General features: G+C 66.6%; 17 protein-coding genes. 10 read left to right on the top strand and 7 right to left on the bottom strand.

The genetic code is table 11. The features are described 5' to 3' along the window. The gene (locus RRU_RS03295; protein ID WP_162470599.1) at window positions 1-2,136 is read right to left on the bottom strand and encodes a bacteriohemerythrin; all 2,136 of its coding nucleotides are present in this window, start codon (window positions 2,134-2,136) and stop codon (window positions 1-3) included. 510 nt (window positions 2,137-2,646) lie between these two features. Here RRU_RS03295 and RRU_RS03290 point away from each other — a divergent pair. Beyond that, complete coding sequence (locus RRU_RS03290; RefSeq protein WP_011388389.1) at window positions 2,647-3,999, top strand: diguanylate cyclase domain-containing protein; 1,353 nt, start codon at window positions 2,647-2,649, stop codon at window positions 3,997-3,999. Window positions 4,000-4,037: 38 nt separating this feature from the next. On the opposite strand, the gene RRU_RS03285 is transcribed toward RRU_RS03290, so the two are convergent. The 6 genes from RRU_RS03285 to RRU_RS03260 form a co-directional block, all read right to left on the bottom strand. Next, window positions 4,038-4,322 (bottom strand): hypothetical protein, encoded by a 285-nt coding sequence (locus RRU_RS03285; RefSeq protein ID WP_237703827.1) that lies wholly within the window; start codon window positions 4,320-4,322, stop codon window positions 4,038-4,040. A 91-nt stretch (window positions 4,323-4,413) separates the two neighbouring features. After that, a complete protein-coding gene (locus RRU_RS03280) occupies window positions 4,414-5,655 on the bottom strand; it encodes a geranylgeranyl diphosphate reductase (protein WP_011388387.1) in 1,242 nt (413 codons plus the stop codon). Then, window positions 5,655-7,004 (bottom strand): BCD family MFS transporter, encoded by a 1,350-nt coding sequence (locus tag RRU_RS03275; RefSeq protein ID WP_011388386.1) that lies wholly within the window; start codon window positions 7,002-7,004, stop codon window positions 5,655-5,657. The genes RRU_RS03280 and RRU_RS03275 overlap by 1 nt, the downstream gene beginning before the upstream one ends. Further along, a complete protein-coding gene (gene chlG / locus RRU_RS03270; RefSeq protein ID WP_011388385.1) occupies window positions 7,001-7,912 on the bottom strand; it encodes a chlorophyll synthase ChlG in 912 nt (303 codons plus the stop codon). The genes RRU_RS03275 and chlG overlap by 4 nt, the downstream gene beginning before the upstream one ends. An 83-nt stretch (window positions 7,913-7,995) precedes the next feature. Beyond that, window positions 7,996-9,414: a transcriptional regulator PpsR gene (gene ppsR, locus RRU_RS03265; RefSeq protein WP_011388384.1), complete on the bottom strand. Its 1,419-nt coding sequence runs from the start codon at window positions 9,412-9,414 to the stop codon at window positions 7,996-7,998. A gap of 682 nt (window positions 9,415-10,096) precedes the next feature. Then, window positions 10,097-10,642 carry a hypothetical protein gene (locus RRU_RS03260; RefSeq protein ID WP_011388383.1) on the bottom strand — a complete coding sequence of 182 codons (546 nt, stop codon included), beginning with the start codon at window positions 10,640-10,642 and terminating at the stop codon, window positions 10,097-10,099. A 559-nt stretch (window positions 10,643-11,201) separates the two neighbouring features. Here RRU_RS03260 and bchF point away from each other — a divergent pair. Genes bchF through puhB form a run of 9 tightly spaced genes read left to right on the top strand, consistent with a single transcriptional unit; the run spans window position 11,202 to window position 22,947 of the window. Beyond that, window positions 11,202-11,729: a 2-vinyl bacteriochlorophyllide hydratase gene (gene bchF, locus RRU_RS03255; RefSeq protein WP_014625978.1), complete on the top strand. Its 528-nt coding sequence runs from the start codon at window positions 11,202-11,204 to the stop codon at window positions 11,727-11,729. After that, window positions 11,726-13,048 (top strand): ferredoxin:protochlorophyllide reductase (ATP-dependent) subunit N, encoded by a 1,323-nt coding sequence (locus RRU_RS03250; RefSeq protein ID WP_011388381.1) that lies wholly within the window; start codon window positions 11,726-11,728, stop codon window positions 13,046-13,048. The genes bchF and RRU_RS03250 overlap by 4 nt, the downstream gene beginning before the upstream one ends. 4 nt (window positions 13,049-13,052) lie before the next feature. Beyond that, a complete protein-coding gene (gene bchB, locus RRU_RS03245; RefSeq protein ID WP_011388380.1) occupies window positions 13,053-14,693 on the top strand; it encodes a ferredoxin:protochlorophyllide reductase (ATP-dependent) subunit B in 1,641 nt (546 codons plus the stop codon). After that, complete coding sequence (locus RRU_RS03240) at window positions 14,668-18,396, top strand: magnesium chelatase subunit H (protein WP_011388379.1); 3,729 nt, start codon at window positions 14,668-14,670, stop codon at window positions 18,394-18,396. Before bchB ends, RRU_RS03240 begins: the two co-directional genes overlap by 26 nt. Before the next feature lie 34 nt (window positions 18,397-18,430). After that, on the top strand, window positions 18,431-19,318 hold the full coding sequence (gene bchL / locus RRU_RS03235; RefSeq protein ID WP_011388378.1) for a ferredoxin:protochlorophyllide reductase (ATP-dependent) iron-sulfur ATP-binding protein: 888 nt from the start codon (window positions 18,431-18,433) through the stop codon (window positions 19,316-19,318). Next, window positions 19,318-20,028, top strand: a complete 711-nt coding sequence (gene bchM / locus RRU_RS03230; RefSeq protein WP_011388377.1) for a magnesium protoporphyrin IX methyltransferase — start codon at window positions 19,318-19,320, stop codon at window positions 20,026-20,028. The genes bchL and bchM overlap by 1 nt, the downstream gene beginning before the upstream one ends. After that, window positions 20,016-21,458 carry a BCD family MFS transporter gene (locus tag RRU_RS03225; protein ID WP_011388376.1) on the top strand — a complete coding sequence of 481 codons (1,443 nt, stop codon included), beginning with the start codon at window positions 20,016-20,018 and terminating at the stop codon, window positions 21,456-21,458. The genes bchM and RRU_RS03225 overlap by 13 nt, the downstream gene beginning before the upstream one ends. A gap of 25 nt (window positions 21,459-21,483) precedes the next feature. Then, complete coding sequence (gene puhA / locus RRU_RS03220) at window positions 21,484-22,257, top strand: photosynthetic reaction center subunit H (RefSeq protein ID WP_011388375.1); 774 nt, start codon at window positions 21,484-21,486, stop codon at window positions 22,255-22,257. A 15-nt stretch (window positions 22,258-22,272) separates the two neighbouring features. After that, window positions 22,273-22,947 (top strand): photosynthetic complex putative assembly protein PuhB, encoded by a 675-nt coding sequence (gene puhB, locus RRU_RS03215; RefSeq protein WP_011388374.1) that lies wholly within the window; start codon window positions 22,273-22,275, stop codon window positions 22,945-22,947. Window positions 22,948-22,961: the final 14 nt, after the last annotated feature.

Genomic DNA, 22,961 nt, shown 5'->3' with positions numbered 1-22,961 from the left:
TCAGGCGCTGCGGCGCAGGGTGGGAGTGGCCTGCCGGCGGCGCACGAAATGGGCCAGTTCGGTGTCATAGATGCGGATATGGGTCTCCCACCAACTGCCAAGCAGGCCCATCAGTTCAACCGCCGCCGTATCGGCGCCCCGGCGATAGGCCTCGAACAAGGCGTCGCTGCGTCCCAGGAAATGCTGGTGCTGACGGCGATGGGTCTCGGCCTGGGGGAAATTCACCGTCGCCATGAAGGCTTCCTCTTCGGCGAAATGCTCGATCGAATAGCGCTTCAACTCGCCGAAGGACGCTTCGAGGGCCGCCCCGGCCTCGCCCTGTTTGACATGGCCATAGACCGAATTAACCAGGGCCATCAATTTCCGGTGATCCTCGTCGACATGGGCGTCACCGGTCGCCAGATCGTCGCTCCAGGTGACCAGGGCGTGGTCCTCGCCATCGCCAAGGCGAATACCTTGCAGGAATTCGGCGACCTCGCCCTTCAGAACCTCGGCCTGATGGCCAAGATCGCGGCTGGCGCGCTCCATATCGCCGGCTTCGGAATTGGCTTCCTCGGCGGCGGCGCGCACCCGGCCGATGGCCGAGGACACGCGGTTGGTTCCGGTGGCCGCCTCATCGACATTGCGGGCGATTTCGCGGGTCGCCGCCCCCTGTTCCTCGACCGCCGCCGAAATTGACGCCGAAATCTCGTGAATCTCGCCGATCACCTTGCTGACATCGCGAATGGCCTCCACGCTGCGCGTCGTCGCCTCTTCGACATCGGCGATTCGGCCGGTAATGTCCTTGGTCGCCTTCTGGGTCTGATTGGCGAGGTTTTTCACCTCCTCCGCCACCACGGCGAATCCCTTGCCGGCATCGCCGGCGCGGGCAGCCTCGATCGTCGCGTTCAGGGCCAGAAGATTGGTTTGGCTGGCGATGTCAGAGATCAGTTTCACGATATCGGTGATCTGACCAACCCGCTCTTCCAACTCGGCGATGCCCTTGGTCGCCTCTCCCGTCTCTTCCACGGCGCGACGGGCAACGCCCGAAGACTGCTCGACCTGACGGGCGATTTCCTGAATCGAGGCCGAAAGCTCCTCGGCGGCGGAGGCGACGGTCTCGACATTGGCCGAGGCGTGCTCGGCCGAAGCCGCCACCTCATTGGCCTCGCTCATGGTGTCGCGCGCTCCATCGACCAAGCGGGTCGTCGTGCTGCGCACCGATTGATCGGCGCTGACCAGACCATCGAGCAGGCGGACCACCGTCATCTCGAAGGCGCGGATCTGCTCGTCGACCTGCTGGCGACGGATGTGCTTTTGCTCCTCTTCGTGCCGATGCTCCTCGGCCAGTCGCTTGGCATCGCGCAGGGTTTCGCGGAAGACCACCAGGGCGCCGGCCATCTCGCCAACCTCGTCGCGCCGCTGATCGGCCGTGGCTTCCCCGGGGATGGCCGTTTCAAGATCGCCCGACGCCATCTTGCGCATCCGCCCGGTCATCGCCACCAGCGGGCCGGCGATCCCGCGCCCGATGACCAGCGACAAGCCCAGCAAGACCGCAACCACGGCGGCGACCACGGCGGCGAAGATCAAGGCCTGACGGGTGAAGGCGGCCTCGACGTCATCGATGTAGATCCCCGAGCCGATGACCCAGTCCCATTGGGGCAGTCTGCGCACATAGCTGATCTTGGGACTGGCCGTTCCCTGGGCGCCGCGCTGCCACTCGTAGGCGAAAAAGCCGCTGCCCTGGCTGACGGCGAGTCGGGCCATCTCGGCGAACATCGCCGTGCCTTTGGCGTCCTTCACCCCGCTCATGTCCTTGCCCTCCATCTCCGGGGCAAGGGGATGCATCACCGATCGGCCTTTCGTATCAATGATGAAAAGATACTCGCCGCCATCGTAGCGGGCGCGGCGCAAGATCTCGATCGCCCCGGCCTGCGCCGCCTCGGACGTGATCGCCCCGCGCGCGGCGCGATCGGCCAGATCGGCGGTCTGACTGAAAGCCAGATCGACGATCGCCCGCACCTTGGCCCGGCGGTCCTCCATCATGACATCATGGACCTGGGACAGGGCCAGAATGGCGGTGGCTCCGATCCCCAAAAGGGATACCAGAACCAATGCGAACAGCTTTCGCGATACCGGGAGACGGTCGAGGATCATGATCTTGTCCGAAATGACTTGAAAGGGATAAGGCAAGCGCTCCCGGAGGAGGGAGGGCTTTTTTCTACATACCAAAGACCACCATGTCTGTTGTCAGACATAATGCGCCCAATGGGGTTGTCATACTACTGAGGCTTTGGTCTAGAGCCCCAAGCGGAAATGAAAAAAATCCGGCTTTCCCCGCTATCGGCGCCTGGAAATATTGGATTTAGATAAAATTCGCCCGTTTTTTAGGGAACTTCCCTCGTCGTCGGGACTTTAATCGGGGTCCTTGGGACGAAACCTGTTGCGGTCCGTCCTTCTTAACACCCCTTTTTCGTCAATGCGAGCTTGGCTTGGGCGCTTTTAAGCGATAGCTCAAGCGATGGAGAAAACGGCGCGTCCCTTCCGCAGGGGCGATCCGCCGCCGCCCGCCGTTTCGCACAAGCTTTACCCCTATTGTTTCGGCTTTCTCCGAACGTATATAGCCACAGCGAATTTTCAGACGATCCGCCCTATAGGATATACCCGATGACCCTTGAGACGATCAGTTCCCTCCTGCCGATGTCCGCGGCGGGATTGGCAGCGGTCGTCTCCGCTCTCGCCGCCCTTGGTCTTGGCCTGGGGCTGTGGTGCGCCCGTCATCGCCTGCGTTTGCTGACGGCGGCGCTGGAGGCCTCGGGCTGCGGCCTGATCACCATCGAGGGGGGAACGCGGGTTTTCCAGGCGAACCGCCAGGCGGCCCGGCTTCTTGGTCGCCCCGAAGGACTCGCCCGCGACACCCAGGCGCGCAAGCTGTTTGGCGGCACCTTGACCGCCGCCGTGCAAGGCCCGGGCGATGGCCAACCGGTCCGCGGCACGGCCCACCGCCCCGATCATGGCTGGTTTCCGGCCACGCTTCAGTCCCTGGGCCCCTGCGGCGGCTTCGCCCGCCAGCGCCGCCTGTGGCTGTTGCGCGATCTGAGCGACGCCCAGGAACTTGAACGCCTGCGCGAAACCGAGGAACGGTTCAACGCCTCCCAACGCTTCGGCCGCATTGGGGTCTGGGACTGGAATACCGAGACCAACGAAGTCTTTTGGTCCGAAGAGGTCTTTCCGATGTTCGGCTTCACCCCGGCCGAGATCACCCCCACCTACGACCTATTCATCGCCATGGTCCATCCCGACGATTTTGTCGCCTTAACCGATTCGGAACGAGCCTGCCTGTCGGGAACGACCCTTCATGATCAGGAATACCGCGTGATCTGGCGCGACGGGTCGGTCCACTGGATCCGCGAGACCGCCGATGTCTTGCGCGAGTCCGACGGCACACCGCGCCGCATGGTCGGGGTTATCCGCGAGGTCACCGAAGAAAAGGAGGCCCAGCGCCAAGCGTTGCGCATCGCCATGCTTGATCCGCTGACCGGCCTGCCCAACCGCGCGACCTTCCTTGAGCGCCTGGAGGCCGACCTGGGTCAGGTCGATGAGACCGGCGTCGCCGTTCCCCTGGCCCTGGCCTTCATCGACCTCGATGATTTCAAGCCGATCAACGACACCTATGGCCACCTGATGGGCGACCGGGTGTTGATGACGATTGCCAAGCGTCTGAGCGAGGCGGTGCGCCCCCAGGACATGGTGGCCAGGGTCGGCGGCGACGAGTTCGTCGCCCTGTTGCGCGGCTGCCGGGATGGCGCCCGGGCGCGGACGGTGGCCGCCAGGTTGCTTGACGCGGTCACGGCGCCCGTCAGCATCGACACCGTGATCCACAGGGTCCGCGCCAGCATCGGCATCAGCCTTTACCCCTCGCTGGTTTCCACCGGCGACGACCTGATCGCCACCGCCGATCAGGCGATGTACGTGGCCAAACGCGCCGGCGGCGATCCCATCCGTCTTCACGGGGAATAAAACGGCGGCCCCGCCCAAGAAGGGGCTTCCCTCTCTTTTTAGCGCAGGCGCGAGTGACCGCCACGCCACCGCAGGGCCAGATCGCCAAGATGGGCGATCAGCCCAAGGCTCAGCCACAGGGCGGTTTCCGTCCAGGGCGCGCCGGTCAGCGCCGAGCGCAGGGCGATCATCAGCGCCGCCCCGGCGGCGATAACCCCCAGCAGCTGGCGCGGCGCGATCCCCCGGCCGGTCAGCCGATGCCAGAACACCAGGGCGACGACTTCGAGGATCATCAAAACGAGGATGGCGTCGATCACGCGCCCCGTCGCAAACAGGCTTTCCACAGCGGCGCTCCCTTGCTGCCGGACGAAGACCAGGACCCGGGCGACGGCCCAGCGGGCGCCGCGTCCCATCACACCGCGCGAAGCGGTCCCCTCAAGACTTGGCGATGCCGATCAGATGGGCGACATCCTTGAAGAAAATCCGCATGTAAGCCCCCATGTTGCCGCGCGCCAGATCCTTGGTCAGATAGGATTGCCAGACCAGACGCTGGACGTCGCGATCGGCGCAGATGGCAACGAAACTCTCGCGCCAGCGGTCGCTGCGGTACCAGAAGCGCTGGAGCAGGCCAAGCGACCAAAACGTCTTGCCATGGGCCTTGAGAAACCGGCGGCGAACCTGGGCCAGGGCGGCGGGACCGGCGCCGGCCAAAGCCTCGCCAAGCGCCTCGGCCGCCATCTTGCCGCTGGCCATGGCGTAATAGATCCCCTCGCCCGAAGCCGGGGCGACCACCCCGGCGGCATCGCCGATCAGCACGACATCGCGGCCGTTATCCCAGCGCTTGCGCGGCCGCAACGGAATGGGAGCGCCTTCGCGCCGCACCACCTCCAGTCCGTCCAATCCGGCTTCCCGGCGCAGCAGGGCGACAGCCTCGCGCAACGAGAAGCCTTTGACCGCCGTTCCCGACCCGATGCTTAACGTCTCGCCATGGGGAAAGATCCAGCCGTAGAAATCGGGCGAGATGTCGCCGCGATAAATCACATCGCAGCGCGCCGGGTCATAGGCCGGCCCCGCCGCCGTCGCGGGTGTCGGAGCACTGGCCGCGGGCGCGGCCGGGGCGCGGATGATTTCGTGATAGGCGGCGACGCAGGGCGGCGCGGCGCCGGCAACGGCGAGGGCAGCGACTTTCGAGCGCGCGCCATCGGCGCCAACCACATAGCGCGCCACGATCCTATTGGCCACCGCCGCCCCCTCGGGGCGCCAAAGCACCACCAGCGCGCCGTCCTCCTGGCGATCAAAGCCCTCGAAGCGGCCATGCAGGCGGCAGGCGCCGGCCTGATGGGCGCGGGCGCGCAGCCAGGGATCGAAAACGGCGCGATCGACCATCGACACCACCGCGCCGGTGATCGGCATATCGACCACCCGGCCCGAGGGCGCCAGGGCGCGGGCACCGCTGACCTGGGCGCAGGGCAGATCATCGGGGATGGCGAATTCGCTCATCAGCCGGGGGGGAATGGCGCCGCCACAGGGCTTGGGCCGGCCTTCGGGATCAAGCAGGGCGACACGCCGACCGGCCCGCGCCAGATCGGTCGCCGCCGTCGCCCCGGCCGGACCACCACCGACGACGACCACATCGAAGACCTCGGCCGGCGTTTGCGTGGCGACGACGGCGTCCATCACGGCCGCCCGGACTGGGGCAGCAGACGACCGCCGCTTTCATCCTCGCGCCGCGCCAGCCCCCGGCCAACCCGCGCCGCCAGCACCGCCGAAACGACGAACAGCACCGACTCGATGCCAAAGACGCTGGCATAGGCCACGGCCGGCGAGCCGAAGAGCGCGCGGGCCAGATCGGCCGCCGCCGTTCCCAGAAAACCGCCAAGACCGCCGGCGATCGCCTGGGCGGCGCCCCACAACCCCATGCGCAGGCCGGTGCGCCCCGGCGTTCCCTTGGCTGCCAGCCCCATCATCGAGCCGACGGCGGCGATGGCGAACAGACCGTTGGTCAGGCCAAGGGCGAAAACGGTTTCGCGCAGGGGCCAGTCGCCGCCAACCCGCGCCGCCACCACCAGGGCCGCCAGGGCCATGGCCGAGGTCAGGCAGCCGATGACGGTCCACAGCTTGAGCGAGCCGAAGATCGATCGCTTGCCCAAGGCCCCCATCACGCCGACGATCAACATGCCCAGGAACACCCCGCCATGCTGGATGCCGGCCAGACTGGTCGATTCGCCCGGCGTCAGGCCGAAGACCGCGCCGGCGAAGGGTTCAAGAATCAGGTCCTGGGCGCTATAGGCCAGCATCGAAACGAAGATGAAGATGGCGAACTGGCGGGTTTCCCCCTCGCCCCAGACCAGCCGCAGGGCGTCGCGGAAGGGCACCTTCACCCGCTCGGTCTGCGGGGCGGCTCCGGCCAGCAAGCGGCGCTCCACCCCCCAAAGGGCAAGCACGGTCACGAGAACGGCAAGGCCGGCGACCACCGCCGTCAGCCCGACCAGCCGGGTCGGCGTATAGGGATCAAGGAAAGGCCCGGCGGTTCCGGCGGTGATGGCGAAACCGGCGATCATCATCATCCAGACGATGGTCGCCGCCGGAGCGCGCCGACGATCGTCAACGCCGCCGGCGACCATCGCCAACAACGAGGTGCCGCAGGCGCCGACGCCAATGCCGATCAGCAGGAAGGCGGGAACGCAAAGGATCAGACCGGCGGTGGGATTGCTGCCGATCCAGGCGGTGGCGACGGCGGCCAGGATGCCGCCGGTGGCCAGAACAAGCATGCCGCCGATGATCCATGGCGTGCGCCGCCCCTGGCGATCCGATCCCCAGCCCCAGCGCGGCCGCAGAAACTGCAGGCTTTGATGGAAGGTGACCAGGGCCCCGGGAACCAGGGCGGGCAGCAGCAACTCGACCACCATGATGCGGTTCAGGGTCGAGGTGACAAGAACGACGATGGCGCCCAGCGCCGCCTGGACCAGCCCTAAGCGAACGATGCCCAGCCAGCTCAGACCCGGCGACGCCACGACCGCGCTCATGGGGCCGCCCCGATCAACGGCGCCAGTTCGACCGCCCCGATCAGCGGGGCGAGAGCAAAGGCGCTGACCATCATGCCGATGACATAGAGCGTGGTGCCGGTGGCGTTATACCAGGGGGCCAGTTCGCGCGGACGCTTGAGCAGGCGGGCCATCAGCACGAATTGGGCGAGCAGCAGCAGGCCGACGGCGCCAGCGTGATAGGGGCGGTCCCAGGAGGCGACCAGCCCGATCACCACCATCTGCGGCACGGCCATCACCGCACAGGCCAGACGGGCGGCGGGAGCGACGCCGAGCTGGACGGGCAGCGAGCGCACGCCCATGCGGATATCGCCTTCCACCGCCTTGAAATCATTAAGCGTCATGATGCCATGGGCACCGATGCTATAAAGCACGGCCAGCAGGACGATCCGCGTATCGGGCAGGGCGCCGGCGATCACGGCGGCGCCGGTGAACCACGGCAACCCCTCGTAGCACAGGCCGACGGCCGAATTGCCCCACCAGCCATTGCCCTTCAGGCGAAAGGGCGGCGCGCTATAGGCCCAGGCCAGGGCCAGCCCGAAGATCGCCGCGCCGAAAACCCAGGGACCAAGCACCCAGGCGACGGCCAGCGACAGCACCGTCCAACCGATGGCGATATAAAGACCGACCCGCCCGGGAATCCGTCCGGAGGGAATCGGCCGGTCGGGCTCGTTGATGGCGTCGACATGGCGGTCGAACCAGTCGTTGACCGCCTGACTGGTGCCGCAGACCAGCGGTCCGCAGAGCAGCACGCCAAGGGCGATCACCGGCCAACGGTCCCAGACCGGAAGACCCGAGGAAATCAGCCCGCAGCCGAACGCCCACATCGGAGCGAACCACGTAATCGGTTTAAGGAGCTGCACATAGGGCAGAACTGCGGTCCGTTGCATGGCTTGACCATAGGTTTGACAGAAAAGATCGTCAATTATAATTGACACTTAGGGATGAGGCGCGCGGGCCATCCCCCTCGGATTCACTCCTCGCGATCACCATCAAGATCGCCGATGCCGTGACGGCGCAGCTTGACGTAAAGGCTTTGCCGGCTCAAGCCCAGCATTTCGGCGGCCGAGGCCCGGTTGTCGCCGGTCAGTTCCAAGGCGGCCTGAATGCACAGGCGCTCGATGATGTCGTTGGTGTCGCGGATGATATCCTTCAGCGGCACCCGGCCCACCAGATCGGCCAGATGGTCGACCGAGCGGGTGAAATCGCCGCCGCCCTTCTGATCGGGGTCGTGGCGCTGGCTGACATCGCGGATGACGAAGCCCAGGCAGGGCTGCTCGGCCAGCGGCGCCGAAACCGCCGAAATCTCCACATCGGCCACCGATCCGTATTCCCCCTGCAAGGTGGTGTTCATCAGGGTGACCAGATCCATGTCGCGCAGATTGACCAGCAGGCTGTTGAACTCCATGCCGGCCCGCCCGAGGAAACGCCCGAGAAACTGGCCACGCGCCTGTTCCTGGGTGGCCAATTGGGCCAGATCGAGGAAACTGGCGTTGGCCGTCAGGATGCGTCCGTCGAGGTCGGTGACGACGAAACCATCGGGCATCGCCTCGACGGCGTCGAGCACCATGAACTTCGCCGGCGGCACGCCGTTGGTTTCGCGATCCCCGGCCTGGGGGGTCAGCCGCACCAGGAACTGGGTCGCCCGCTCCTGACGGAACAGGGCGGCGGAAACCAGCACCGCCCGGCTGCTCTCGGCCAGGGTGGCGACCACCGGATCGCCGGTGCCAATGGTCCGCACCCCGGCCAGCAGGGTTTCGATTTCCTGCGTGCTGGGCTGGGAGAAGCCAAAGGGGAAGGCCCGGCCAACGATATGGCGGGCGGTCTCGCCAAACAGCGACAGGGCGGCGGGATTGGCCTCGACCACCCGGCGGCTGGCGCCATCGATGAACAAAACCGCCTCGGTCGTCAGCTTGAACAGCAGCCGATAGCGGGTCTCCATGTGGCGCAGGCGGGCATAATGGCGCTCGAGCGAATGCTGGGCGTTGATCAGACGCTGCTGCAAGGTGGCGACCGAGCGCATGTCGCGGCCAAGGGCGACGATCTGTCCATGCCCGCCCGGACGCACGGTGGCATAGAGCACCGGAAACTCGACGCCGGTTTCGGTCAGGTGCATGACCTGCCGCCATTTCGTCGGATCGACGGCATCGGGCTTGCGCAGCATGGCCTCGACCTTGGGCCGGCTTTCCGCGCTGACCGTTTCGGCCCAAGGCCGGCCAAGCCAATCCTTGCGCCGAACCGGCAGACTGCCATCACCGCCCAGCGCGATATCCCGAATGACGCCCTCCTGGTCGATCACCAGGGTGACATCGGTCGCCGTTGTGACAAGGGTTACCGCAGTCTCGGGATCGAGACCTTCAAGGACGATTTCCGGGTCGCGCAACTGTTTCACAATATCAGTTCTAAGGAGTAAGGCCGGCGATGGACCGCGCGTCGAAAAGCGCTCGGCAACCGTCGCGTCGGCGTGTTTTCACCGGTGGAGGTGGTAAGGGGACCGTCTACACCCATTAAATCCCCCATCACAAGGATTGTCAGACCGCTTTTGTCGGAATTCCCGACCGGCGACCGAATGATGACAAATCAAAGCGCAAGCGCCGCGTTCGAATCGCTTCGAACAATCCCATAAAGATTGGTCTTCGTCTGGAAATCGCCCTCACGGGCGACGAATTCCCCTTTTGGCGGCCTCCCAGTTTTAGGAAACCACAAAATACACTCCGCTGCGGGGTACAAAGCCGCAGTGGTACCCTATTAATCCCCCGCGATGCCGGTCTCGGCGCCGGTCCCGGCCGCTGAGGACGCCCGCCACGACGGAACACCCTGGACCCGAACCCGCAACCGGAACGGGCCCAAGGCCCGTTCCTTCCGTGGTCGCTCGTCATCGTCTCGGGAAAAACCGACTGTCGCCCGCCCCCGCGGCCAACGGCTTTCCCCGAAAGCCTTATCCAAATCAAGCACCGCGGAGCCCCTCCGCGGCCTACCTGCAAAGACGGTCCCCCTTCCGGCGGACCCGGACGCCATCCCCTGGCGTCCCTCCCGGACGCCATCCCTCGGCGTCCCTCCCGGACAACGCCCGATCAGGCCCCCATAGACCGACGCATCGGGGCGGCGATCGCGGCGTCGCTGACCCGGCGGCGGGGCATCGTCCCGTCGTCGATCCAGCGTTTAATCTCACGCGCCACCAGTTGCACGTTCATCAGACCGATGGTGACGTCAACGAAGGCGATCTTATCGGCCGCGCCCATTTCCCGCAGACAGCGGGCGGCGGGCATCAGCAGGCGCTGATAGACCGAATCCAGCGGCATGCCCCGGAGAACCCGGCGCTCCACCTCGGACAGAACGGTGTCGATATCCTCGCCCAAAATCATCCGGGCAAAGACCTCGACATCGCGCGACTCCGCCGACGCCTCGGCTTCCTTGCGGGTATCCTGAACGGGAACCCCATGAAGCAAAAGAAGACGCGGAATAATCTCGTTCTCGATCACCTTGAACAGGGACTGACGACTATCGCCCCGTCCATCGCGCCCCCCCAGGCGCTGTTCTTTGGCCGGCGAAGCCACTTTTCCTGGCCGCCGGCGGGTCCATACCGACTCTGCTTCGACCAATTGCCCGGAGAAACTCATGCGCGATCTCCCATTCGACGCATAATAACCCGACCGACCGCTTAACCCGATCGGGCAAGGACGCCTCCCGCTGGAGCGCCAGACCCGAAGACCGCCTCCGTCCCGGATCATTGCGCCCAATTTGCTTCCCGGTCCCCGCCTCAGGGATCGACTGCAAACTTCCGAACCTTAAAAAAAGTGCGGGATTGAATTTACCGTACCGCGAGATCGACTCAGAGGCAAGCTTTGGACGCATCGCAGCAACAACCTCTCGGAACGGGAGAAACCGCCAGGGGAGGGTCGTCAATCCTGGTTTACGTCATGTTTGATTGACACATGGGAGCCTGCGGCCCTATGCTTCGGCCATAGGGCAAAGCGCAGGAGGAACGTGATGCGACACCTGGAATCCCAAGCGCTGGATAGGCACGCCTCCGCGGTTTCGGGTCGAAACGCCGACCCCGAGACGGGATTTGCCCTTACGCTGGGCCGGCTTGGCCGGCTTTTGGGTTCGCTCAACATCGACAGGATGATCGCCACGGTCGACGGATGTCCGTGGTCTGCCCATGCGGGAGTTCTTTGTGTGCACCGGCCCCATCTGACCCCCTCCGCGTCCCGTTCGCAAGCCGCACGGACTCCGTCCAAGGCCCTTTATACCGCCGAGGAGCGCGCGCGCCGCGACCGCTCGCCCTGGACCGTGGTCCAGGGCATTCTGGCGCCGGTGCAGTTCCTGGTGTTTCTGGTCAGCCTGTATTTCGTCTTGCGCTATCTGGCGACGGGCGCCGGCCTGGAGATCGCCAACGCCTCGGTGGTGGTGAAGACCCTGGTTCTCTATACGATCATGATCACCGGATCGATCTGGGAGAAGGTCGTCTTCGGCCGCTGGCTGTTCGCCCCCGTCTTCTTCTGGGAAGACGTGGTCAGCATGCTGGTTCTGGCCTTGCACACCAGCTATCTGGTCGCCCTGCTGGCCGGCGGACTCGCCCCCGCCCAGATGATGACGCTGGCTTTGGCCGCCTATGCCGCCTATGTCGTCAACGCCGCCCAATTCGTCATCAAGCTGCGCGCGGCGCGGCGTGGCGGCGTGGCCCTGGCCGAGGGCGCGCAATGACCTGCCGCCCCGCCCTGTCCGACTCCCACCCGCCCGAGCCGGGGACGCCTTCGTCCCCGAGCTTTGGTGTTTGCGGGGATCGTCCCTTGCTGCGCGAACGCGGCCAGCACGAGGTTTTCTGCGGCTTGGCCGGCATCATCTGGCTGCACCGCAAGATCCAGGACGCGTTCTTTCTGATCATCGGCTCGCGCACCTGCGCCCATCTGATGCAGTCGGCCGCCGGGGTGATGATCTTCGCCGAACCGCGATTCGCCACCGCCGTTCTTGAGGAGCAGGACCTCGCCGGTCTGGCCGACGCCCAGGACGAGATCGACCGCGTGGTCGCCCGCCTGCTCGAGCGCCGGCCCGACATCCGCCTGCTGTTCCTGGTGGGATCGTGCCCCTCGGAAGTCATCAAGATCGACCTGCAGCGCGCCGCCCTGCGCCTGAGCAAGGTCCACGGCGCCCGCACCCGCGTCGTCAGCTATTCGGGCAGCGGCCTGGAGACCACCTTCACCCAGGGTGAGGACGCCTGTCTGGCCGCCCTGGTGCCCGATCTGCCGAGCGCCGCCGCCGACGAGGCCCCCGATCTGCTGGTGGTCGGCACCCTGCCCGATGTCGTCGAGGATCAGTTCGGCCGCCTGTTCGCCGAAATGGGCATCGCCCGCACCGCCTTCTTGCCGCCCCGGCGCTCCACCGCCCTGCCGGCCATCGGCCCCAAGACCCGCTTCCTGCTCGCCCAGCCGTTCCTGGGCGACACGGCGCGCTGCCTGGAGGCCCGCGGCGCCCGCCGGCTCGCCGCCCCCTTCCCCTTCGGAGTCGAGGGCACCACCGGCTGGCTCGCCGCCGCCGCCCAGGCCTTCGGTGTCGATGACTTGACCTTCCGCCGGGTCACCGCCCCCGGCCGGGAACGCGCCGCCCGCGCCCTGGAACGCCAGCGGGCGACCCTGGAAGGCAAGCGCGTTTTCTTCTTCCCCGAGTCGCAGCTTGAAATCCCCCTGGCCCGCTTCCTGGTGCGCGAATTGGGCATGGAGGCCATCGAGATCGGCACCCCCTATCTGCACCGCGCCCATCTGGCCGAGGAACTGGCCCTGCTGCCGGCCACGGCCCTGCTGTCGGAGGGACAGGACGTCGATCGCCAACTCGATCGCTGCCGCGCCGCCCGCCCCGATCTGGTGGTTTGCGGCCTGGGTCTGGCCAATCCGCTCGAAGCCGAGGGGATCACCACCAAGTGGTCGATCGAACTGGTGTTCTCGCCGATCCACGGCTATGAGCAGGCCGGGGATCTCGCCGAGCTTTTCGCGCGCCCGTTGCTGCGCCGCGCGCTTTTGAAAGTTTAGGGCCATGCGCCTGACCGTCTGGACATATGAGGGTCCGCCCCAGGTGGGGGCGATGCGGGTCGCCACCGCCATGCGCGGCGTGCATTACGTCGTCCATGCGCCCCAGGGCGACAGCTACGCCGATTTGCTGTTCACGATGATCGAGCGGCGGCCCGGCCGGCCGGCCGTCAGCTACACCAGCTTCCAGGCCCGCGACCTGGGCACCGACACCGCCGCCCTGTTCAAGACCGCCGCCGCCGATGCCGTGGCCCGCTTCCAGCCCGAGGCGCTGCTCGTCGGCTCGTCGTGCACGGGCGAGCTGATCCAGGACGATCCCGGCGGTCTGGCCAAGGCGCTGGGGTTGTCGATCCCGGTCATCCCGCTGGAGCTGCCCTCTTATCAGCGCAAGGAAAACTGGGGCGCGGCCGAGACCTTCTATCGGCTGGTCCGCACCATGGCCGGCCCCGCCGCGCCGGCCCCGGGCACGCCCCGTGCGCCCCGCCCCGCCGGACAGCGGCCGCGATGTAATCTGTTGGGCCCGACGGCGCTTGGCTTTCGTCACCGCGACGATGTCCAGGCGGTGGTGGCCTTGCTGGGGCGCATGGGCGTCGATGTCGCCGTGGTCGCCCCGCTCGGCGCCAGCCCGGCCGATCTCGCCCGCCTGGGCGAGGCCGATTTCAACGTCGTGCTTTACCCGGAAATCGCCGATACGGCGGTGCGTTGGCTTGAGCGCGCCTTCGGCCAGCCCAGCGTGCGCACGGTGCCGATCGGCGTTGGCGCCACCCGCGCCTTCATCGCCGAGGTGGCGGCCGTCGCCGGCGTCGATCCGGCCCCGGCCCTGGCCGAAGAGTCCTTGCGCCTGCCCTGGTGGTCGCGCTCGGTCGATTCGACCTATCTGACGGGCAAGCGGGTTTTCATCTTCGGCGATGCCACCCATGCGGTGGCGGCGGCCCGGGTAGCGACCGAGGAGTTCGGCTTCGAGGTGGTCGGCCTGGGCACCTATGCCCGCGAATACGCCCGCGAGCTGCGCGCCTGCGCCGGCGCCCTCGGCCTCGAGGCGCTGATCACCGATGATTACCTCGATGTCGAGGCGGCGATCGCCGACGCCCATCCCGATCTGGTGCTGGGCACCCAGATGGAACGCCATATCGCCAAGCGCCTGGGCGTGCCCTGCGCGGTGATTTCGGCCCCCGTCCACGTTCAGGACTTTCCGGCCCGCACCGCGCCGCAGATGGGCTTCGACGGGGCGAACGTGCTGTTCGACACCTGGGTCCATCCCTTGATGATGGGCCTTGAGGAACATCTGCTGATGATGTTCCGCGACGATTTCGAATTCCACGGCGATGCCGCGCCCTCCCATCTCAGCGCCCATCGCCCCACCGGCGAAGCCGTCGGCGACGCCGTCGGCGAACCACCCGCCGCCCCCCGCGACCAGGCCGCCCCGGCGGCCACCCTTGACGGATCCGCCGCCCAAAGCGATCCGGCCAGGACGACGCCTCCGGGCGCCCCGTCCTGGGAAGACAGTGCCGAAAAGGAACTTCGCAAGGTCCCGTTCTTCGTCCGCGGCAAAGCCCGCCGTAACACGGAACGCTTCGCCGCCGAACGCGGCTTGGCCTCCATTTCAGTCGAAACGCTCTATGATGCAAAAGCACACTTCGGCCGCTGACACCCCCGTGAGGGTGGTGATCCTTACCCTGGACGGTCATCTGTCCAGCGCCGTTCACCGTGCGTGGCGCTCGCTGGATCGGGAGATGCCCGGGCTAACGCTGAGCCTGCACAGTGCCGTCGACTGGGTGAGCAACCCCGACGCCCTGGCGCGGTGCCTTGAGGACGTCGCCCGTGGCGACATCATCATCGTGACGATGCTCTTCATGGAGGAGCATATCCTGCCGGTGCTGCCGGCCCTTCAGGCGCGGCGCGACTCCTGCGACGCCATGGTCGGCTGCCTGGCCGCCGGCGAGATCATCCGCCTGACCCGCCTGGGCGGGTTCACCATGGATGGCGGCCAGCGCGGTCCCTTGGCCCTGCTCAAGCGCCTGCGCGGCGACAAGGGCAAGACGGCGAGCAGCGATTCGGGCGCCCAGCAGATGGCAATGCTGCGGCGGATCCCCAAGATCCTCAAGCTGATCCCGGGCAAGGCCCAGGATATCCGCGCCTATTTCCTGACTTTGCAATACTGGCTGGCCGGTTCGGACGAGAACGTCGCCAATATGGTGCGTCATCTGGTCGGCCGTTACGCCAGTGGTCCGCGCGCCGCTTTGCGCGGGCAGTTCAAGGCGGTCGCCGCCACCGAATATCCCGACATGGGGCTTTATCACCCGGACCTGCCCGGACGGGTGACCGAGCGCCTGGAACGCCTGCCCCGCCCGGTGAGCGCCGAGCGTGGCACGGTCGGGCTTCTGGTGATGCGCGCCTATATCCTGGCCGGCAACACCGCCCATTACGACGGGGTGATCCGCGCCATGGAGGCCAAGGGCCTGCGGGTGGTGCCGGCCTTCGCCTGCGGTCTCGACGCCCGTTCGGCGGTGGAGACCTATTTCATGCGCGACGGCCGGGCGAGCGTCGACGCCGTGGTTTCGCTGACCGGCTTCTCGCTGGTCGGCGGCCCGGCCTATAACGACGCCCATGCCGCCGAAGAGACCCTGGCCAAGCTCGATGTGCCCTATCTCACGACCATGGCCGTGGAATTCCAGACCCTTGAGGAATGGGAAGCCTCCGAGCGCGGCTTGATGCCGGTGGAAGCCACGATGATGGTGGCGATTCCCGAACTCGACGGGGCGACGGCGCCGATGGTCTTCGGCGGCCGCTCCGACGACGAGTCCTCGCCGAGCGGCGGACCCGGCGGACACGAAATGCGCGCCCATCCCGAACGGGTTCAGGCCCTGGCCGCCCGCGTCGCCCGACTGGTCGCCCTGCGCCGGGCCAAGCGGGCCGAGCGGCGGGTCGCCATCGTTTTGTTCAACTTCCCGCCCAATGCCGGGGCCACCGGCACCGCCGCCTATCTGTCGGTCTACGCCTCGCTGCTCAACACCCTGCGCGCCCTCAAGGCCGAGGGCTATACCCTGGACGTTCCCGAAGACGAGGATACCCTGCGCAAGGCGATCCTCGGCGGCAACGCCCAGCAGTTGGGCACGCCGGCCAATGTCCATGCCCGCATTCCGGTCGATGACCATGTGGCGCGCGAGACCCATCTCGCCGAGATCGAGGCGGCCTGGGGCCCGGCGCCGGGTCGCGAGCTGACCGATGGCGCCGATCTGTTCATCCTCGGCGTGCGTTTTGGCAATGTCTTCATCGGGATCCAGCCGGCCTTCGGCTATGAGGGCGACCCGATGCGGCTGCTGTTCGAACACGGCTTCGCCCCGACCCACGCCTTCAACGCCTTTTACCGCTGGCTGCGCGAGGATTTCTCCGCCCATGCCGTGGTTCATTTCGGCATGCACGGCGCGGTGGAATTCATGCCGGGCAAACAGGCCGGACTGTCGGCCGCCTGCTGGCCCGAGCGGTTGATCGGCGATCTGCCTAATCTTTATCTCTATGCCGCCAACAACCCCTCGGAGGGTCTGCTGGCCAAGCGCCGCTCGGCGGCGACCCTGATCACCTATCTGACGCCGCCGGTGACCCAGGCCGGACTGCACCGCGGCCTGCTCGACCTCAAGGCTTCGCTCGAACGCTGGCGCGCCCTGCCGCCCGACGACGACGAACGCCTGCGCATGATCGAAATCATCCAGGCCCAGGCCGCCGATCTCGATCTGGTCAGCGCCGAACCGGCCTGGAGCGTCGAGGCCGCCCCGGAAGAGGCCGCCAAGCTGACCGCCGCCGTGCTCGAGCTTGAATACACCCTGATCCCCCACGGCATGCACGTGATCGGCGAGCCGGTCTCGGTCGAGGCGCGGGTCGATCTGCTGGGCGCCATCGCCGAGGCCTCCCATGGCCAACGCCCCGCCCCCGCCGCCCTTGAAGCCCTGGTCGGCGGACGGCCCCTCGCCCAGATTCTGGCCGCCGGGGCGATGGACAATACCGAAGCCAACCGGGCGCTGATCACCGAACTGACGGCCATGGACGGCCATCTCAAGGTCGATAGCGAACTGCCGGCGCTAATCCGCGGGCTCGACGGCCGCTTCATCCGCCCCGCTCCCGGCGGTGATCTGCTGCGCACCCCGGCGATCTTGCCGACCGGGCGCAATCTGCACGGCTTCGATCCCTTCCGCATCCCCAGCGCCTTCGCCGTCGCCGATGGCGCCCGGCAGGCCGACCGCATCCTGGCGCGCCATTGCGCCGACGGGAACCCTCTGCCCGAAACCATCGCCATGGTGCTGTGGGGAACCGACAACCTGAAAAGCGAGGGCGGGCCGATCGCCCAGGCCCTGGCGCTGATGGGCGCCAAGCCGCGCTTCGACGGCTATGGCCGGCTGACCGGGGCGGCGCTGGTGCCGCTGGCCGATTTGGGCCGGCCGCGTGTCGATGTGGTCTTCACCCTTTCGGGCATCTTCCGCGATCTGCTGCCCTTGCAGACCAAGCTGCTGGCCGAGGCGGCCCAATTGGCCGCCGCCGCCGATGAGCCGCCCGAGATGAACTACGTCCGCAAGCACAGCCTCGCCTATATGAAGACCCACGACTGCGACCTGGAAACCGCCTCGCTGCGGGTGTTCAGCAATGCCGATGGCGCCTATGGCTCCAACGTCAATCAGTTGATCGACAGCGGGCGCTGGGAGGACGAGGACGAACTGGCCGAGATCTTCACCCGGCGCAAGTGCTTCGCCTATGGCCGCGACGGCAAGGCCGCCCCCCAGGCGGCGCTGATGCAATCGATGCTGGCCGATGTGCAGATGGCCTATCAGAACCTCGAATCGGTGGAATTGGGGGTGACCTCGATCGACCACTATTTCGATACCCTGGGCGGCATCAGCCGCGCCGTCGGCCGGGCCAAGGGCACGACGATACCGGTCTATATCGGCGACCAGACCAAGGGCGAGGGCAAGGTTCGCACCCTGGCCGAGCAGGTTTCCCTTGAAACCCGCACGCGCGCCTTGAACCCCAAGTGGTACGAGGGCATGCTGGCCCATGGTTATGAAGGCGTGCGCCAGATCGAGGCCCATGTCACCAACACCATGGGCTGGTCGGCGACCACCGGTCAGGTGGCGCCCTGGGTTTATAAGCAGATCACCGAGACCTTCCTGCTCGACGAGGAAATGCGCAATCGTCTGGCGGAGCTTAACCCCACCGCCTCGGCTCGGGTGGCCCACCGCCTGATCGAAGCCCACGAACGCCAGTACTGGACCCCCGACGCCGAAATGCTCGAACAACTGCGCCGCGTCGGCGAGGAACTGGAAGACCGGCTGGAAAACGTATCGGAAGGGGTCGCGGCCTAACGGCCGCGGTCTCTCGTGTCAGGGAGTACGTAGCGTGTTCGACGAAACCATGCGCCAGCCGCCCGACGGCGAAGGCAGCGTCCAGGTTGAAATGGACCCGGCGCTGCACATCGAGACGGCCAAGGTCTTCGCCATCTATGGCAAGGGCGGTATCGGCAAGTCGACCACCTCGTCCAATCTGTCGGCGGCTTTTTCCAAGCTGGGCAAGCGGGTGGTGCAGATCGGCTGCGATCCCAAGCATGATTCCACCTTCACCCTGACCAAGCGTCTGGTGCCCACCGTCATCGACGTCCTGCAGGCCGTGCATTTCCATACCGAGGAACTCCGCGTCGAGGATTTCGTCTACGAGGGCTACAACGGCGTGATGTGCGTGGAAGCCGGCGGTCCACCGGCGGGCACCGGCTGCGGCGGCTATGTCGTCGGCCAGACCGTCAAGCTGCTCAAGGAGCATCACATCCTGGAAGACGCCGATGTGGTGGTCTTCGATGTGCTGGGCGACGTGGTCTGTGGCGGCTTCGCCACCCCCTTGCAACATGCCGAGCGAGCCCTGGTGGTCGCCGCCAATGACTTCGATTCGATCTTCGCGGCCAACCGCATCGCCGCGGCGATCCAGGCCAAGGCGAAGAATTACGACGTGCGCCTGGGCGGCATCATCGCCAATCGCAGCGTCGCCACCGACCAGATCGAGCGGTTCAATGCCCGCTCGGGTATGCGGACCCTGGCCCATTTCCCCGATCTCGACGTCATCCGGCGCTCCCGGCTCTGCAAGTCGACCCTGTTCGAGATGGAGCCATCGCCCGAACTCGCCGCCGTCCAGCAGGAATACCTGCGCCTGGCCGAGGCTCTGTGGGAGGGGGTCGAGCCCCTGACCGCGACGCCGTTGATAGACCGGGAAATCTTTGACCTTCTGGGGTTCGACTGATGCCCACGATGTCCTATCACACCCGCCGCGGCCAGCTTGAAACCTACTTCGACCGCACGGCGGCCGACGCTTGGAAGCGTCTGACCTCGGATGCCCCGGTGGGCAAGATCCGCGCCACCGTGCGCGCCGGGCGCGATTCCATGCGCGAAACCCTGCTGTCCTGGCTGCCCGACGATCTGAGCGGAACCCGCCTTCTCGACGCCGGCTGCGGCACCGGCTCGTTCGCCGTGGAGGCGGCGCGGCGCGGCGCCTCGGTCGTCGCCATCGATATCTCGCCGACCCTGATCGATCTGGCCCGCGAACGCGCCGCCGAGGTGACGGGTCCGGGACGCATCGAGTTCCGCGTCGGCGACATGCTCGACCCGGCCCTGGGCGAGTTCGACCATGTCGTCGCCATGGATTCGCTGATCCACTATCAGGCGGCCGATACGGTCCAGGTTCTGGAACGGCTGGCGGCGCGCACCTCCAAGACCATGGTCTTCACCTTCGCCCCGCGCACGCCGATGCTGTCGGTGATGCATGCGGTGGGCAAGCTGTTCCCGCGCGGCGACCGCGCTCCGGCCATCCAGCCGCTTGGCGAGAAAAGCTTCCGCTGGAAGATCGTCGGCGAGGCCGGTCTGGCCGATTGGTCGTTGGGGCGGACGCAGCGGGTGAAGTGCGGCTTCTACATTTCCCAGGCGCTGGAGCTTGTCCGGGCATGCGCGGATTGAACGCTTCCCTGGCGCGGCGATGGCTAAGCGTCGCGCCCCGGTTTCTGCCCTTCGCCGATGCGGCAACCAAGGAATTGCCGCTGGGTCGTTTGCTGCGCCTGTCGCTGTTCCAGGTGACGGTGGGCATGGCCGGCGTGCTGCTGACCGGAACCCTGAACCGGGTGATGATCGTCGAGCTGGGGGTTCCCACCTGGCTGGTCGCCGTCATGGTCGCCTTGCCGATTTTGTTCGCCCCCTTCCGGGTGTTGATCGGCTTCCGCTCCGACACCCATCGCTCGGTGCTGGGCTGGCGACGGGTGCCTTATATCTGGATGGGCACGCTGCTGCAGTTCGGCGGCTTCGCGGTCATGCCCTTCGCCCTGTTCGTCCTGGCCGGGGACACCGCCGCGCCGCTGCCGCCCGTGGTTGGCGAGCTGTGCGCCGGCGTCGCCTTTTTGCTGGTCGGGGCGGGCATCCACACCACCCAGACCGCCGGTCTGGCCCTGGCCACCGATCTGGCCCCGGAAGCCAGCCGCCCGCGCGTCGTCGCCCTGCTCTACGTCATGCTGTTGATCGGCATGACGGTCAGCAGCTTCGGCCTGGGCGCCTTGCTTGAGGATTTCAGTCCGCTGCGGCTGATCCAGGTGGTCCAGGGGGCGGCCGCGCTCACCTTGGTGCTCAATCTGGTCGCGCTGTGGAAGCAGGAGGCCCGCCAGCCCGCGCTGACCCGGCCCGATGCCCCGCGCCCGTCGTTTTCCCAGCGCTGGGGGGCCTTTTCGACCCGGGGGCGGCCGGCCCGGCTGCTCTGCGTGGTCGGCCTGGGCACCGCCGGCTTCACCATGCAGGACATCCTGCTTGAACCCTATGGCGGCGAGATCCTTCATCTCAGCGTCGGGGCGACGACCATGCTGACGGCGATGATGGCCACGGGAACGCTCGTCGGCTTCGCCTTGGCGGCCCGCGCCCTTGGACGCGGCGCCGAACCCCACCGGCTGGCGGCTTACGGGCTGCTCGCCGGGATCGCCGCCTTTTGCGCGGTGATCTTCTCGGGCCCTTTGGGCTCTCCGGTGCTGTTTCGCGCCGGCAGTCTTCTTATCGGCTTCGGCAGCGGCCTGTTTTCGGTGGGCACGCTGACCGCGGCGATGGCGCTGGCCGATGAAACGGTCAGCGGAATGGCGCTCGGCGCTTGGGGCGCCGTGCAGGCCACCGCGACCGGCGCGGCCGTTGCCCTTGGCGGCGGCTTGCGCGATGGCGTTTCCTCGTTGGCGGCCCATGGCCTGCTCGGCGAGGCCTTAACCACGGCCCATACGGGCTATGGTTTCGTTTATCTGGTAGAAGTTGTTTTGTTATTTACAACCTTGGCCATCATCGGCCCGCTCGTTCGTACGGCCGGACACCGCGCGTCCCAGTCTTCGGAAGGACGTTTCGGTTTGGCCGAGTTCCCAGGATAGCACGTCACCCTCAGGAGGCCTTCTCATGAATAAAGGCGACATTACCGGCTACATGGACGTTGCCCAGGTCGTTCTTTACGCGTTCTGGATCTTCTTTGCCGGCTTGATCATCTATTTGCGCCGGGAAGACCGCCGCGAAGGATATCCGCTGGAAGATGCCATCAGCGGCAAGATCAACTCCCTGCAGGGATTGGGCTCCGTTTTCAGCATCGCCCGTCCCAAGATCTTCAAGCTGAAGACCGGCGCCACCTATGCGGCCCCGAACTTCAAGCGCGATGCCGTCGCGATCAAAGCCACGCGCACCGCGCCGACCGCCGGCGCTCCCTTCGAGCCCACCGGCAACCCGATGACCGACGCCGTCGGTCCGGCCGCTTACGCGCTGCGTGACGAGCTGCCCGATCTGACCCTCGGTGGTCAGCCGGCCATCGTTCCGCTGCGTGTGGCCCCGACCTTCTCGGTCGCCGCCGAAGACACCGATCCGCGCGGCCTGCCCGTCGTCGACCGCAAGGGCGCGGTCGCCGGCAAGGTCACCGACCTGTGGATCGACCGTGCCAGCATCGCCATCCGTTATCTGGAAGTCGAGCTGGCCGCCACCCCGGGCCGCAAGGTTCTGCTGCCCTTCGCCGCCACGCGCATCAACGCCAAGACCAAGTCCAAGACGGTCACGGTGCAGTCGATTCTGGCCCGTCATTTTGCTAACGTTCCGACGATCGCCAAGACCGACAGCATCACCCGTCGTGAAGAAGACAAGGTCATGGCCTATTATTCCAGCGGTTACCTGTATTCCGACCGCGTGTAATTGGGGGATTGCCACATGGATGAGTACGATTCCGAACCGATCCGTGGACTGCCTGCGGATCTGCCGCCGGGCGAATTCATCCTGTGGCAGGGCGCGCCGACACGGCGCGCCCTTGCCCTCCGGGTGTTTCACATTCGGCTGATCGCGCTTTATTTCGCGATTCTGGTGGCGTGGAACGTGGCCTCGGCTTTGTATGACGGCCATCCGCTGCCCATGGTTCTGACCGCCGGGGCGGTCCCGCTGATCCCCGGAGCGATCGTTCTCGGCTTGATCTGGCTTTATGCCCATCTGATCGCCAAAACGACGCTTTACACCATCACCAGCAAACGTCTGGTCTTCCGCTTCGGCGTCGCCCTGCCGCGCGCCGTCAATATTCCCTTCAAGGTCATCGCCGGGGCCGGTCTCAAGACCTACCGCGATGGCACCGGCGACCTGCCGCTGACCCTGGCGGGCAAGGATCGCATGGCCTATCTGCACATCTGGCCCCATGCCCGCCCCTGGAGGGTGAATAAGCCCGAGCCGATGTTGCGCGGCATCGCCGACGCCACCGAGGTCGCCGAGACCCTGGCCGGCGCCCTCAAGGCCTATATGACCGATCCCGACCCGGTGCGTTTGACCGAGGTTTCCGGGGCCGAGATTTCCGGGGCTCCGGCGCCGACCGCCGATCTGGCCGGCTCGCCGGCCCGATGACACCCCAGGCCCCT

This window comes from Rhodospirillum rubrum ATCC 11170, from assembly GCF_000013085.1.
GTDB classification, from domain to species: domain Bacteria; phylum Pseudomonadota; class Alphaproteobacteria; order Rhodospirillales; family Rhodospirillaceae; genus Rhodospirillum; species Rhodospirillum rubrum.
The sequence above is the reverse complement of the archived record's forward strand: the minus strand, read 5'-3'. Positions and strand labels throughout refer to the sequence as shown.